Raw genomic sequence first — 13926 nt, 5'->3', positions numbered from 1 at the left:
CCCACTCCCTTTTCTATATTACTTGCCTATGAATTGAGCTTTCCTTTTTTCAGTGAATGCTGTCACACCTTCTGCATAATCCTTCGTTAAGCCAGCAATGCGCTGACCCTCCGCTTCTTCTTTTAAGTATTCTTCCAATGAAAGATGATAGGACGCCTCTAAGTATCTTTTGATTAATCCGATTGCCTTCGTTGGTTTGTTTGCGATATTCTCTGCAAAGGCTTTCAATTGCTCGTTCCACTCATCCAAACCGATCACTTTTGTAGCGAGCCCGATATTTTTCGCCTCGCCAGCCGTAACCTTTTCGCCCAATAAAGATAATTCCAGGGCTTTCGCATGACCAACGATTCGCGAAAGGTAATACAGATTCCCCGAATCAGGAATCAATCCAATATTGACAAAAGCATTTAAAAAACTGGCTTTTTCAGAAACAAGCCGAAAATCGCACGCCAGCGCCAGGCTGAAGCCAGCACCTGCAGCCACCCCATTGACTCCTGCAATAATCGGTTTTTCACAGTTTGCTATTTGCTCCATCATCGGACCGTAATCCTCACGCAGCTTCTGGCCTAAATTCATGCCCTCATCAACATCCGATAAATCCTGCCCCGAACAAAATGCCCTGCCTTCCCCAGTAATGATAATGGCCCGGACTTCATCTGCCCCCGCGGATATTTTGATCGCTTTCTGTATTTCCTTATTCATTTGGGACGTAAAGGCATTTAGTTTATCAGGACGGTTCAAAGTAAGCCAAGCAACTCCATTTTCAACCCTATATTTGATCGTTTCGTACATAGAGCACCCCTTATCCGCCTGTGAATTTTGGCTCTCTTTTTTCAACAAATGCTTTCATTCCTTCTTTTTGGTCCTCTGATGCGAAAAGGATATAGAAATTTTTCCGTTCAAATTGCATGCCCTCATTTAAGGGATAATCAACGGCCTTATTGATGGATTCTTTGATCAGCCTTACAGCTAACGGGGGTTGCTTTGCTATCTTTCTAGCAAAGTCAACCGATTCTTCCATTAACAATTCAGGTGCGACGATCTTATTAATGAAACCATATTGCAGGGCTGTCTTTGCTTTTATCCTTTCAGCCGTCAATATCCATTCAAGTGCCTTCGTCTTGCCTACCAATTTCGTCAACCTTTGGGTCCCCCCTGCACCAGGCATGACCCCTAGTGTCACTTCAGGAAAGGAAAACTGGGTATCGCTGGCGGCAATCAGGAAATCACAGGATAAAGCAAGTTCAAAACCGCCGCCGAATACAAAACTTTTCACCGCACCAATCACAGGCTTCTTGACTAGGCTTATTCGGTCCCAATCGGCAAATTGGTTCGTTAACTCCATACTGATTGGATCATCGTTCACCATCTCGTCAATATCAGCTCCAGCGGAAAATGCTTTTCCATTGCCCGATAGCAAAATCACCTTCACTTGCGGGTCCCGGTCGAATTCTTCCATGGTTGAAACTATTTCCCTAACCATTATCCTGTTAAGGGCATTAAGTTGCTTAGGCCGATTTAAAGAGATATAACCAATTCCATCCGAGATTGACGTTTCGATGAATTGAAGCGCATTCATTTTATTTCTTCACCGATCATCATCGTTACAAGTTTCCCGGCAAAGCCCATTAGGTCTTTCCCTGATGCTTTTCCTTCCGGGGAACGCATTCCTTGTTGCAATGCATCATGGTCTTCATAATACATTTCACAAAGAATGTAGTACTCAGAGTCTTTGCCCATTGGGGTCCCTACAATTTTAGTGACCTCCATTTTTTGAAGACCAGGAATTTTTTCCGTTATCGGACCATGTACATTGAAGTAGTGCTCATCGAATTCTTCCCTGTTTTCAGGTTGTTTATAAAGGGCGATTAGTTTTACCATTTTAGAAAACCTCCATTTTATTAGATTATTTTTATCATCGGTTTCATCGCTTCGAACGGATTTTTGCATGCCTTACAATATAAAATGCTGCGGCAGGCCGTTGGACCGAAGATATTTTCCATCGTGACATATGTCGATTCACAATATGGGCAATCCACATGCCATGATCCATCACTTTTCATTTGTCGAGGAGGAGGGGAGATTCCGAAAACCTTCAATCCAGCTTTCCCCTTTTCCGTAATTCGATCGGATGTCCAGGAAGGGGAACGTAAAAATTCCACACTTACATTTTTTACGGCAGGCAGCTGTTTAAGGGCTGTTTCCACATTTTTTTGAATGATCGACAATGCCGGGCACCCAAGAAAAGTTGGCAGCATTTTTACCGAAACGTCCTGGCCCGAAACCGTCACGTCTTGGACCATCCCTAAATCCAGAATACTTACTGTATCGATTTCGGGATCTTTAACGTCTTCCAGGAGCCTATATATTTCTTCTGTGTTTAACTGTACGGTCGCCATGGTACCCCTCCCCTTTCTATTGATTCACCATGAAGCTGCTTTATCGCTTGCGTATACTTCGCTTAACGTTTCTAGCGCCTTTTCCAAATCTTCCGTATGCTGGCCATTGCGGCCATCACCTCTTGCCATCCCTATTTGAATCGTTGCTGCCAAGCCGACACTTTCAAAAATTGGTGTGATGGCCTCGATCCACTTTTTCTGTAAAACAGCTTCGCCCTCTATCAAGCCGAGTTCCACCATTTCCTCCCCATATTGTCCAAGTGAAAATACGCCAGCAAAATCGGGCATTGTTTTCCCGATCGCCGCTTTCATTCTCGAAACCGCTTCCAAATGACCAGATCCCAGCAATTGGACGAACCAGGTTTTCCAGTGCATCAAATGATAGTAAAGTTCCATCTGTACCTTTTGTGCCACTTCAGCAAGCGGTTCATATGAACATGAATGAAGGGATTGAACCTTAATTGCTTTGGCTTGGGTATAAAAATAATTCCGCACTACCGCAAACGCCCAATCATAATCCGGGTCTTTCATATAGTGACCAGGACCATTGACCAATTCGAGAATGATCGCATTGCGCCGTTCCTTGGCGGGACGGTCATGAGCCAGCTTATCCGCATCCCCTTCTCCGAGTTCATCAAGTAACTTATAATAAATAGCTGCATGCCCCATCGTGTCTTGGGATATCGAGGCGGATGCAACATCTTCTTCGATATGCGGTGCGAGTCCCAACCATTCTGCACCACGGTATGAATGGATGAAGTCATCGTCTGCCAGTTGAAGCAGCAATTCCTTGATTGCGATGTCCTTCAATGATTCATTCCTCATTTTTCACACCTCCAGCCCAAGACATTATCTCTTTTTCATCGAGCATTCCCTGCTCATACTTCCGCCATTTTTTCTTTAAATACCCGTACCCTTTTGTGGTCCTGTAGTCTTTATTATCGATACGTTGAAGCGTTTTCTTTTCCTCGGCCGTCATTTTCCGTATATTCCGTCTTTTCACGACCCAGATATCATCAACCGCTTCACGTCTCATGAAGTTTTCTTGTGCCATCATGATGGCGATATCCTCATTCGGGGCGAGCAGGCTGAAGTGGTATTGAACGGGTGATGATTGCGTTTTACGGCTGAATACTTCAAATTCTTCAAAGTAATTTCCTTGTCTAGTTTCCATATCGTCCTTCCCCCTCCCTTAAATGACCTTTGGCGCCAATGCCTCGCGTACCCATTTATTTTTTTCATAAGAATTTCTTCGAAGACTTAAGCGATCCTGCGAACGGGGACCTTCATTCCTTGCGAACACCTTCAATTTCCCCCAATCGGGTTGTTGGTAAATCCAGGTTTCAGACTCTTTGTCAAACCTAAGCGATTCATCTGGAATGCTGAAGCCAAGCGAAAGAATCCGCTTCACATATTTGGAAAAAAAAGCTTGTCGAAGTTCTTCATTCGTACTGGTTCTGATTTTGTACTTAATCGTTATATCCTGTTTGGATGTGCCCACTTCATTCTTACTGGGAGGTCCAAAGAAAAGTAATAAAGATTCCCACCAATAATTGATGGAGTCTTGAACCAATTTCCTTTGTTCTTCCGTCCCTTCAGCCAAAGCCATGATTATCGCTTCACCATGCTGCGCGTGAAAAACTTCTTCCGCGCAAATCCTCTGTAATGCCCGGGCATAAGGCCCGTATGAGGCACCAAGCATGTTCGTCTGGGAAATGATGGCTGCACCATCAACCAGCCAGCCAATCAATCCAGCATCGCCCCAGGATTTGGCTTCCATATGGAAAACATTATGAAACTTTAAATCTCCTTTAAACAAATCTTGCATGAGGTCATCCCGTTTTTTACTGTAAGGCTTTAGCAAATCCTCGGCGACGCGAAGCAATAATTGCCCATGCCCCATTTCATCCTGCACCTTTGCCATGATTCCAAGTTTCCTATTTAAGGTCGGGGCTTTAGGTACCCATTCCTTTTCTGGAAGCGCCCCCATGATTTCACTGATTCCATGCATCGATATTAATTTGATTAAAGTGCCCCGGTATTCTTCCGGCATCCAATCATCCGCCTCTATCTTTTCTCCCGCTTCGATTCTGGCAATGAATTGATTTAGCTTTTCTTCCCCTGCCATATCATTTAAAAGAACGTTCATCCAAACCACCTCTTTTTTCAAATATAACGTTTATATAACGTTATTATATTTTACTGTTATACTTAATGCAAGACTATTCTGTCTTTTTTTAAATAAAAGGAAATTTTCTGGGTTTCTTTGAATCTTTTAATCCACTAAAACTTTAAAGGGCGAAGTTTCCACTTTGATGGAATCTGTCGGACAACCCTCCACCGCATCATCCAAATCATCAAAGAAACCTTCCGGGACCTCTGCAGTTCCTTCATTTTCATCCAGGATGACAAATGCCACTCCCTCATCATTGTAATCAAAGATTTCTGGTGCAGCGGCACCGCATGCACCGCATGCAATGCAGGTTTCTTGATCCACAACTGTATATTTTGACAAGAGGCCCTCCTCCTTCTCCATTTCATGATTGGCTCCATCTTCTCTTCCATTAAGAGATAAACCCATATTTAAACACGATTCCATCCGCTTTATGTATGGCGTTTACTTGTTCGATTTCTTCAGCTCCACTTATTCCAATCGATACTTCAGCTGGAAAGAACTGAACGACAGAATCGTCCGGTTTCCACATCCATATTCATGAGCATGGAATTTACAAACGAATGACTTCATCCTTCCGCTTATCAACGACACGAATCGCTTTTCCTTCTGAACGGGGAATGCTTTTTGGGATGTTGACAACAATATCCATCGTGACAAGACATGCGGATTTCAAATGATGCTGAATCGTTTTCCTTAATATCTCTACATTCCCATGCGTTAAGTCTTCTTCAATCTCTTTGTAGAAACTGCTTTCAATTTCAATGTGCAGTTCAACACCATCCATATTTCCCTTCTTAACGAGATGAATCTGATAGTGCGGCACAATTCCCTCCATTTGGAATAACACACGCTCTATTTCAGATGGAAATACATTCACTCCCCTGACTATGATCATATCATCCGTTCTGCCCTTAACACGGGACATTCTAGTTGTCGTACGCCCGCATTTACACGGTTCATGTGTAATTGAGGCGATGTCCCCTGTACGGTAACGAATGATTGGAAACGCTTCCTTTGTAAGGCTGGTGAATACAAGTTCCCCATCTTCGCCGTCCTCAACCGGTTCAAGCGTGTCCGGGTTAATGACCTCGACAAGAAAATGGTCTTCTGCGATATGCAGTCCATCCTGTGCTTCATGACATTCAATCGCAACTCCCGGCCCCATGATTTCACTCAATCCGTAAATATCGATGGCTTTCAATTTCAGTTTCCTCTCAAGTGTTGCCCTCATTGCCTCCGACCATGGCTCAGCTCCGAAAATTCCGTACTCAAGCCCATTATCAGCAGGATCAATTCCCATCTCTTCCATCTTTTCAGCGATATTCAAAATATAAGTAGGGGTTCCGCAAATGCCTCGCGGTTTAAAGTCATTGATGATCGTAATCTGCCTATCGGTATTCCCCCCTGAAATGGGTACTGTCGCAACCCCTAGCTTTTCTGCCCCACAATGCAAGCCCAGGCCCCCTGTAAACAGACCATATCCATATGCGTTATGGAAAATATCTGACTTGCGGCCTCCTGCAGCTACAATTCCACGTGCGACGATTGTTGCCCAGATTTCCAAATCATTTTTCGTATACCCGACAATTGTAGGCTTTCCGCTCGTTCCGGATGAACCATGAATGCGTGTTACATCCTCCATCGGAACGGCAAATAAACCGAATGGATACTGATCACGAAGCGTCTGTTTTTTTGTAAAGGGAAGCTTTATCACATCGTTTAGAGTTTGAATATCTTCTGGTTCCAGGCCCATCTCCCTAAACTTTTCTCTGTAATAAGGTACATTTTCATAAACATGGCTAATCGTTTTTTTAAGGCGTGCCATTTGTAAACTTTCCATTTCAGCACGCGAAGCCGTTTCAACTTCCGGATTGTACATTTTTTCAGTCCCCCTCAATTTTACTATTGTCCCACCGACATTCATAACAGTAATAAAACGGAGAATAAATTATTGTTATGATTTAGTTCAAGATTAATACGTCATTTCTACGTTGTCAATCATGTTTTTATAATTCAGGTAAAATGACTGAATAGACAAAATACCAATTTACTAAATTTTCAGACTATGTTAATTTTAACAATGATATATCATTTTATCAAACACTCGTTTTAAAAACGTACTATATTAAAAGGGGGGATTACTATGGAATCACAGGCTAAAAACTGGGCATTCACCATCAGGACATGACAGAGAAAATAAGTATCGTAAATTAATTGAAACGGAAGAATTCAAGGAACTAATCCAAAGGAAAAAGCTTTCATGTACCTGTCACTCTCCTCTTTCTTGCTTTTTATTTTGTTCTGCCAATTTTAGCTGCTTATAGCGAAGTGCTGAAAGGCGAAGCCTTCTTCCATATTACTTGGGCTTGGGTATACGCACTCCTCCAATTTGCCGTCGTATGGATAAAAAAAGCAGCGAAGTACGACAAGATGGCAAAAAAAATCTTGAATAAATATGAGATGGAGCTTGGCGAATGAGCCTTTTATCCCTCACGCTTTTTTGGGGCATCATCTTGTTAAAGCTTACTATAACCTATTACTCTTCTAAGAAGACGAAAAATGCCAGTGATTTTTATACGGCCGGCGGCGGATTGACAGCATGGCAGAATGGATTAGCCGTGGCAGGTGACTTTATGTCAGCTGCATCTTTCCTCCGAATTACGGGGGCAATCGCACTGATTGGTTTTGATGGCTTTTACATGAGCATCGGGAACCTTGTTGCCTTTCTTGTCTTATTGTATCTAGTGTCGGAACCACTACGCAATCTAGGTAAGTTTACGCTGGCAGATATGATTTCAGCACGCTTCAAATCAAAAAAAGTGCGAGGGATAGCTGCGGCTAACACACTTGTCATTTCAATCTTTTACATGATTGCCCAACTTGTCGGTGCAGGAGGATTAATTAAACTCTTGCTCGGCATCGATTATTGGCTATCCGTTCTGCTTGTCGGTGTACTGATGACGATTTATGTGATTTTCGGAGGGATGACAGCGACAAGCTGGGTGCAGATCACCAAAGCAGTGCTCTTGCTAGGCGGTTCTAGCGTGTTGACGTTCATCGTATTTTCGCGTTTTAATTTCAACATTTCAGAAATGTTTCATCATGTCCAAACTGCAACACCGCTCGGAAAGGATTTTTTGGATCCAGGAAATAAATACACCGATGGACTCGACATGATTTCATTCAATATGTCGCTTGTCCTTGGAGCAGCCGGCCTTCCGCATTTACTCGTCCGCTTCTTTACAGTAAAGGACGCAGCTACTACAAGGAAATCCGTCGTATATTCCACATGGTTTATAGGGGTATTTTTCATCATGACGATTTTCCTTGGTTTCGGGGCTGCATCTTTCGTCGGGTTTGAGCGGATCGTCGATGCAAACCCAGCTGGAAACATGGCCGCTCCATTACTTGCATTAACCATAGGCGGTGAATTTTTATTCGCATTCGTTTCTGCTGTAGCATTTGCCACGATTTTACTGGTTGTATCAGGCCTTGTTTTAACGTCGGCATCCGCTTTTGCACATGATATATATGGTGAAATCATCAAGGATGGAAATATTACGGGAGTACAGCAAGTACTCGTCGCCCGATTGGCTTCTGTCGGCGTAGCGGTCATTTCGATTCTACTTGCTTTATTCGCACAATCAATGAATGTCGCTTTTCTTTCAGTCCTCGCGCTTGGGATTGCTGCCAGTGCCAATTTACCGATCATCCTTTGCACAATATATTGGAAACGCTTCAACTCTACCGGAGCGATCACAGGAATGTCATTCGGTTTACTCAGCTCCATCATACTGGTCATGCTTAGCCCCAATGTATGGAATCCGGAACCTGGAATGCGGATTTTCACGGGCGATCCTCTCTTCACGATGAGCAACCCGACCATTTTCACCGTGCCGCTCGGCTTTATTGGAGCTTATTTAGGCACAATCTTGTCAAAGGCAAAAGATAAGGAAAACAGGTTTGCTGAAGTACTGTTCAAATCAAACACCGGATATGGGATAAATTCAGCAAAAGACCATTAATAAGGGGGATTTCCATGACCGCACATTTAGATAAGGATATTCACGAATTGCATTACGATGAAATCAAACAAGTACTGGTCGACGAACCATATGCTTCTTTTCTAGGGATGAGATTGACGAAACTCGGTCCCGGCACAGCGGAAGCAGAATTGATTCCAAGTGACCACATGCTAAATAGCCACGGAACGGTTCATGGTGCCATTATCTTTTCACTTGCTGATTACGTTTTCGCAGCAGCCAGCAATTCATATGGCAAAGTAGCGGTTGGCGTTTCAAACAACATCAATTTCTTATCAGCTGGCAAACGGGGTGAAACTTTAACTGCCAGAGCGAAAGAGATCAAGAAAAACCATAAACTGGCCTGGTATAAAATAGACGTGTTAAATGAAAGGGAATTGATTGCAACCATGGAAGCGATGGTATTCAGGAAAAATCAATATTTCGTTGACCAAGTTGAATAAGTAACGTTTGAAAGCGGACATGCAATCCATAAGTCCGGTTTCCTCTCCCTTGATTTTCCAAGGATACGTAGAAAAAAAAGGGGGATTCCCGATTGGAATCCCCCCTCCCCTATTTTATAACCCTTCTTCTAGTTATTGACCGTAATACTGTTACCTATCACGATTAACGACTCGCCGCACTCCCGTTCACTTATCCCATCCGTCTGATAAGCGATTTTCCCTCTTTGCCTTCCCGATGATCATGGCCAGATTTGCTGAAATCCACATGGACATCCATTATTCAAAGAGACTCTTGTGATGCTACCATTTTCTCCTTCTTTCCTACATATACATCCAGCGCAGCCTGCAAAGCCTCTCCCCGATTAACTTGAAACCCCTGGCGCAAAAGGACAGCTTCCAAGGAGCCCAATACAAACAGGATGTTTTCTTTCCTGCAACTGAATCCCATGGTCCCGATTCTCCAGATTTTCCCGTGAAGCGGACCAAATGAGGAAGCGATTTCGATGCCAAATTCATTCAACAGCATGTCTCTTACAGCTTCACCATCGATTCCTTTTGGAATTTCAATGCAAGTTACACACGGAAGTTTGTTTTTCCCATCCCCGAATAACATTAGTCCCATTGCCTTGATCCCTTCAACGAGAGCAGCTTCATGGAGTTCATGACGGGCAAAGCGAGTTTCCAGACCTTCTTCGAGCACAAGGCGCAATCCTTCACGTAACGCATAAATCATGGAAGTTGCTTCTGTATGATGATTCAAACGACGCGGTCCCCAATAATCCTGCAGCATGCTTAAATCGAAATAGTTACTGGCGATTGGACGGCTGAGCGAAACCTGTTGGTTGTCTTCATCTGTGGCAATACCACGTTCCACCTTTTTGCGGGACTGGATGATTTCTTCTATTCGCTCATTATACGTAATCGGTGCCATACCGGAAGGAACGGACAAGCATTTTTGTGTCCCTCCTATCAATCCATCAATACACCATTCATCCACCTTAACATCGGTGCCCCCGATGGAGGCAACCGCATCCACAACAAGCAGGACACCCAATTCACGGCAGGCCCGCCCGATTTCCTTCAAAGGCTGCATACAACCAGTGGAGGTTTCCCCATGCACGATTGCTGTTATTTTTGGGGAGACTTTCTTGATTTCCGCAATGACTGCTTGCGGTTCGAACACTTCTCCCCAAGGACATTCCATCGTATGGACTTCAGCTCCGTATCGCTCACAGATTTCCACCAATAAATGACCGAACCTTCCGAATATAGGAACCAGGACCTTATCCCCCGGCTCAATGATGCTGCATAGAATCGCTTCATTACCGGATCTTGAGGTGCCATCTATCGGGAACGCCCATTTATTTTTCGTTTGAAAAACCAAACGCAGCATTTCCATCACTTCATTCATGATAGTGGTGAATGCAAGATCGAATTGCCCTAATATCGGTGTGCTCATCGCCCTTAAAACACGCGGGTCAACTTCGACCGGTCCTGGTGTCATGATCGTTCTCATCGGTGCATTCAATTCTGTATATGCCATTTTTACCAACTCCTTCAATAGGCTATTTTATAAAGTATTTCATTCAAAAATCCGATTCCCTGATCCATATCCATCGCAACAGGTTTGACATCCATCGATTGTGAAACCCCAATTTCATTTCCGCTTTCTTTGCCAGGGAATCGAGAGTCGAAAATGTCCTTACAAAACCTTTCAAAAACCTCTTCCTCTCCGATGCCATTCAGAACATTGAATTCGGAAGCCAGACGACAGCATCCTTCCTTTATGAATGGGAGTGGTGCCCGCATGATCACTCTTACCAATGATTTTCACCGTATAAAGGCGGTGACGCCCCACCCTTGTCCGTTTCCATATGGGAACTGGTCGGAATGATTCCACCGGAGGGACGCCCTAAAGCATACACTATCAAAATATGTAGTAAGTTTTTTCCCATCCTCAGCTTTCATTGCCTGCTGAGTGCTCATCCTTTCCTTGGAATATAATATCCGGGTCACTCCATTACTCTCTGTTGCCCCGAAAAATGCTAACCCTTCTATCAGCGAACGTAACATCATCCTTTTCATCTATTAATTTTTCGTTATGATTGCCCATTATATCGCTTCCCTTCGCATTAGCCTTTGATGTCATGAACATTCACAAAATTTATGTCATCTATTATTTTACTTGCTTTCGCATTTAACTTCATTGACAATTCTGTTAGTATTTCGATGCTTTTTTGTGCAAAATAACCAACTGAAAGACAACCAATAATGTGTATATATACAGATTTCTATGATCAAAAGAACTTTTGTTATAGGCAGCTCCTCATCATATTGACTGGTATTTTTGATAAATTAAGATACTAGTTCTACTTATTCCGGCCAAATTAACTTTTGATGGACTGCGAACCTAAAAAGATGATGTCTAATCTTGTTACATCTAATTCACATATGTTTTATTTGCTTTTTCTTTTTATAAAGAATTAGACCAAAATGGGGAACAAGTAATCGTAATCACTTGTTCCCCCATTTTATCGATTAATCACTTATTTTAATCCGAAGCCCCGTATGAATCACTGGTAGAAGTTAAGATATGGCACTATGCTAAACATTGCATCCTGGTTGGTCTGATGCCCCAGAATTCACTTAATGTTTACACTTATTTTTCTTCGCTTCAATGCGTCGTCGATGCAGGATAGGCTCAGTATACCCACTTGGTTGGTTATAGCCTTGAAACACTAGGTCGCATGCCGCTTGAAACGCCACTGAGCTGTCGTAATTATCCGCGATACATTGATAGGCTGAATCTCCACGGTTTTGTTCATCCACTACTTTAGCCATTCGTTGTAAAGTTTCCAAAACCTGTCCTTTTGTACAAATTCCGTGGTGAAGCCAGTTAGCGATATGCTGACTCGAAATTCTTAGTGTGGCACGGTCTTCCATCAACCCTACATTGTTGATATCTGGTACTTTGGAACAACCAATTCCTTGTTCTACCCAACGTACAACATAACCGAGGATACCTTGGGCATTGTTATCCAGCTCCTGCTGAATTTCTTCCGGACTCCATTCGGGGTTTTGAGCCACCGGGATTTCCAAAATATCATCACGTAAATTTACTGGATTCTTTTTCAACTCATCTTGCACCTTTTTTACATCCACTTGATGATAATGAAGAGCATGCAATGTCGCTGCAGTCGGTGAAGGCACCCATGCTGTATTCGCCCCCGCTTTCAGATGGCCAATCTTTTGCGTTAGCATTTCCGCCATCATGTCAGGTATTGCCCACATTCCCTTACCAATTTGAGCTCGACCTTGAAAACCGGTTGCCAGACCTACATTGACATTCGATTTTTCATAACCTTGTAGCCATTTTGATCCTTTCATGTTATTTTTGAGGATCATAGGTCCAGCTTCCATAGAAGTATGAATTTCGTCTCCCGTTCGATCTAAGAACCCTGTATTAATAAATGCCACCCTTTCTTTAACTTGGCGGATACAAGCTTTCAAGTTCAATGAAGTTCGACGTTCTTCGTCCATAACACCAATTTTCAGTGTATTTCGCTGTAGACCAAGCATGTCTTCCACACGATCAAAGAGCTCATTGGCAAAAGCCACCTCTTCGGATCCATGCATTTTTGGCTTAACGATATAAACTGATCCTTTAGATGAATTTTGATATTTACCATTCCCCAACAAGGAATGTTTGGCAAGTAAACTAGTCATGACTGTATCCATAATCCCTTCAGGAATCTCCTCACCATTTGCATCCAGGACTGCGTTTGTGGTCATTAAATGTCCCACGTTACGGACAAACATAAGTGAACGACCAGGTAAAGAGAATTCTTCTCCATTTGGTGCCCTGTATAAACGATCCGGGTTCATTGTACGTGTCATCATTTTATTATCCTTTTTGAAGGTTACAGCCAGATCCCCCCTCATAAGACCTAACCAATTTCGATAGACCAGGACTTTATCATCAGCATCCACTGCCGCAACAGAATCCTCACAATCCATAATTGTCGTAAGAGTAGATTCCATTAGAATGTCCTTAACGCCTGCTTTATCTTTTTTACCGATCGGGTGACTTCTATCAATCTGAATTTCAAAATGCAACCCATTATTTTTTAATAATATCGCCGATGGATTTCCGTATTCACCTTGATTGCCAACTAGCTTAGATTCCTCTACTAAACTCGTAATTTCTCCATTTCTGAGTGTAACAGCTAATTTTCCATCTACTACTGTATATTTCACGGCGTCTTTATGTGAATGATCCTTTAAAGGAGTTACTTGATCAAGAAAATCCTTTGCAAATGAAATGACTTCTCCACCGCGTACTTCATTGTAGCTCCCTTCTCGGTAGGCTCCTTCTTTTTCGCTAATAACATCTGTACCATATAGGGCATTATAAAGGCTTCCCCACCTTGCATTTGAAGCGTTAATAGCATAACGAGCATTATCAACCGGGACAACTAGCTGCGGACCGGCTTGGAAGGCAATTTCATCATCTACCCCTTCTGTGGTAATATGAAAGTCTTCTCCTTCAGGTTCGAGATAGCCAATTTCTTGTAAAAATGTTTTATATTCAGCAAAGTCAATCTCTTTATTTTCCCTGTGCCATGTATTGATATTGGTTTGAATTTCATCACGACGAGCTAATAATTTTTTGTTTTTTGGAGACATGTCATGTACCAATTTTTCAAAATCAACCCAAAATTGTTCCTGATTCAGTCCGCTTCCAGGCAGCCCATCTTTATTGATAAATTCAAAAAGTACCGAAGCCACTTGAAGATTACCTACTTTCACATATTCTCCCATGATGTATTCCTCCTCTAAAAATTAGGTTGACTCCCGGCATACGC

15 protein-coding genes and 1 pseudogene are annotated in these 13926 nt (G+C 42.8%); 3 read left to right on the top strand and 13 right to left on the bottom strand.

All coding sequences use genetic code 11. The features are described from left to right. Positions 1 to 18: 18 nt before the first annotated feature. From AC3WLU_RS08145 to AC3WLU_RS08100, 10 genes are all read right to left on the bottom strand, one after another. Positions 19 to 792 carry an enoyl-CoA hydratase-related protein gene (locus tag AC3WLU_RS08145; RefSeq protein ID WP_063577177.1) on the bottom strand — a complete coding sequence of 258 codons (774 nt, stop codon included), beginning with the start codon at positions 790 to 792 and terminating at the stop codon, positions 19 to 21. 10 nt (positions 793 to 802) lie between these two features. Then, positions 803 to 1579, bottom strand: coding sequence for an enoyl-CoA hydratase/isomerase family protein (locus tag AC3WLU_RS08140; protein ID WP_034314902.1), 777 nt, complete (start codon positions 1577 to 1579; stop codon positions 803 to 805). Beyond that, positions 1576 to 1881: an EthD family reductase gene (locus AC3WLU_RS08135; protein WP_492597092.1), complete on the bottom strand. Its 306-nt coding sequence runs from the start codon at positions 1879 to 1881 to the stop codon at positions 1576 to 1578. The genes AC3WLU_RS08140 and AC3WLU_RS08135 overlap by 4 nt, the downstream gene beginning before the upstream one ends. A 20-nt stretch (positions 1882 to 1901) precedes the next feature. After that, positions 1902 to 2399, bottom strand: a complete 498-nt coding sequence (paaD, locus tag AC3WLU_RS08130; protein WP_057275714.1) for a 1,2-phenylacetyl-CoA epoxidase subunit PaaD — start codon at positions 2397 to 2399, stop codon at positions 1902 to 1904. Between the two features lie 24 nt (positions 2400 to 2423). Next, positions 2424 to 3224 (bottom strand): 1,2-phenylacetyl-CoA epoxidase subunit PaaC, encoded by an 801-nt coding sequence (gene paaC, locus AC3WLU_RS08125; RefSeq protein ID WP_057275713.1) that lies wholly within the window; start codon positions 3222 to 3224, stop codon positions 2424 to 2426. Continuing rightward, a complete protein-coding gene (gene paaB, locus AC3WLU_RS08120) occupies positions 3214 to 3573 on the bottom strand; it encodes a 1,2-phenylacetyl-CoA epoxidase subunit PaaB (protein ID WP_034314912.1) in 360 nt (119 codons plus the stop codon). Before paaB ends, paaC begins: the two co-directional genes overlap by 11 nt. 18 nt (positions 3574 to 3591) lie before the next feature. Next, entirely contained in the window at positions 3592 to 4548 is a 957-nt protein-coding gene (gene paaA, locus AC3WLU_RS08115) for a 1,2-phenylacetyl-CoA epoxidase subunit PaaA (RefSeq protein WP_063577181.1), read from the bottom strand. A gap of 126 nt (positions 4549 to 4674) precedes the next feature. Continuing rightward, positions 4675 to 4914 carry a ferredoxin gene (locus AC3WLU_RS08110; protein ID WP_057275712.1) on the bottom strand — a complete coding sequence of 80 codons (240 nt, stop codon included), beginning with the start codon at positions 4912 to 4914 and terminating at the stop codon, positions 4675 to 4677. Positions 4915 to 4963: 49 nt separating this feature from the next. Further along, a complete protein-coding gene (locus AC3WLU_RS08105; protein WP_230137799.1) occupies positions 4964 to 5104 on the bottom strand; it encodes a hypothetical protein in 141 nt (46 codons plus the stop codon). A gap of 21 nt (positions 5105 to 5125) precedes the next feature. Continuing rightward, positions 5126 to 6454: a phenylacetate--CoA ligase family protein gene (locus AC3WLU_RS08100; protein WP_492597091.1), complete on the bottom strand. Its 1329-nt coding sequence runs from the start codon at positions 6452 to 6454 to the stop codon at positions 5126 to 5128. 377 nt (positions 6455 to 6831) lie between these two features. Between AC3WLU_RS08100 and AC3WLU_RS08095 the strand changes: the two are divergent. The 3 genes and pseudogenes from AC3WLU_RS08095 to AC3WLU_RS08085 all read left to right on the top strand — a co-directional run. Then, a pseudogene (locus AC3WLU_RS08095) lies at positions 6832 to 7053 on the top strand (DUF485 domain-containing protein); the annotation flags it as partial. Further along, positions 7050 to 8600 carry a solute symporter family protein gene (locus AC3WLU_RS08090; protein ID WP_492597090.1) on the top strand — a complete coding sequence of 517 codons (1551 nt, stop codon included), beginning with the start codon at positions 7050 to 7052 and terminating at the stop codon, positions 8598 to 8600. The pseudogene AC3WLU_RS08095 and the gene AC3WLU_RS08090, both read left to right, overlap by 4 nt. 14 nt (positions 8601 to 8614) lie before the next feature. After that, positions 8615 to 9061, top strand: coding sequence for a PaaI family thioesterase (locus AC3WLU_RS08085; RefSeq protein ID WP_098865937.1), 447 nt, complete (start codon positions 8615 to 8617; stop codon positions 9059 to 9061). 280 nt (positions 9062 to 9341) lie between these two features. Here the strand turns inward: AC3WLU_RS08085 and AC3WLU_RS08080 are convergent, their stop codons facing one another. From AC3WLU_RS08080 to AC3WLU_RS08070, 3 genes are all read right to left on the bottom strand, one after another. Beyond that, complete coding sequence (locus AC3WLU_RS08080; RefSeq protein WP_492597089.1) at positions 9342 to 10604, bottom strand: pyridoxal-phosphate-dependent aminotransferase family protein; 1263 nt, start codon at positions 10602 to 10604, stop codon at positions 9342 to 9344. 14 nt (positions 10605 to 10618) lie between these two features. Further along, positions 10619 to 10885, bottom strand: coding sequence for a hypothetical protein (locus AC3WLU_RS08075; RefSeq protein WP_400450534.1), 267 nt, complete (start codon positions 10883 to 10885; stop codon positions 10619 to 10621). Between the two features lie 822 nt (positions 10886 to 11707). Continuing rightward, positions 11708 to 13882 (bottom strand): malate synthase G, encoded by a 2175-nt coding sequence (locus tag AC3WLU_RS08070; RefSeq protein ID WP_492597088.1) that lies wholly within the window; start codon positions 13880 to 13882, stop codon positions 11708 to 11710. Positions 13883 to 13926: the final 44 nt, after the last annotated feature.

It is taken from the genome of Peribacillus sp. FW305-BF15, assembly GCF_058783805.1.
Note: the sequence above shows the minus strand (reverse complement) of the source record. Positions and strands in the feature narration are given on the sequence as shown.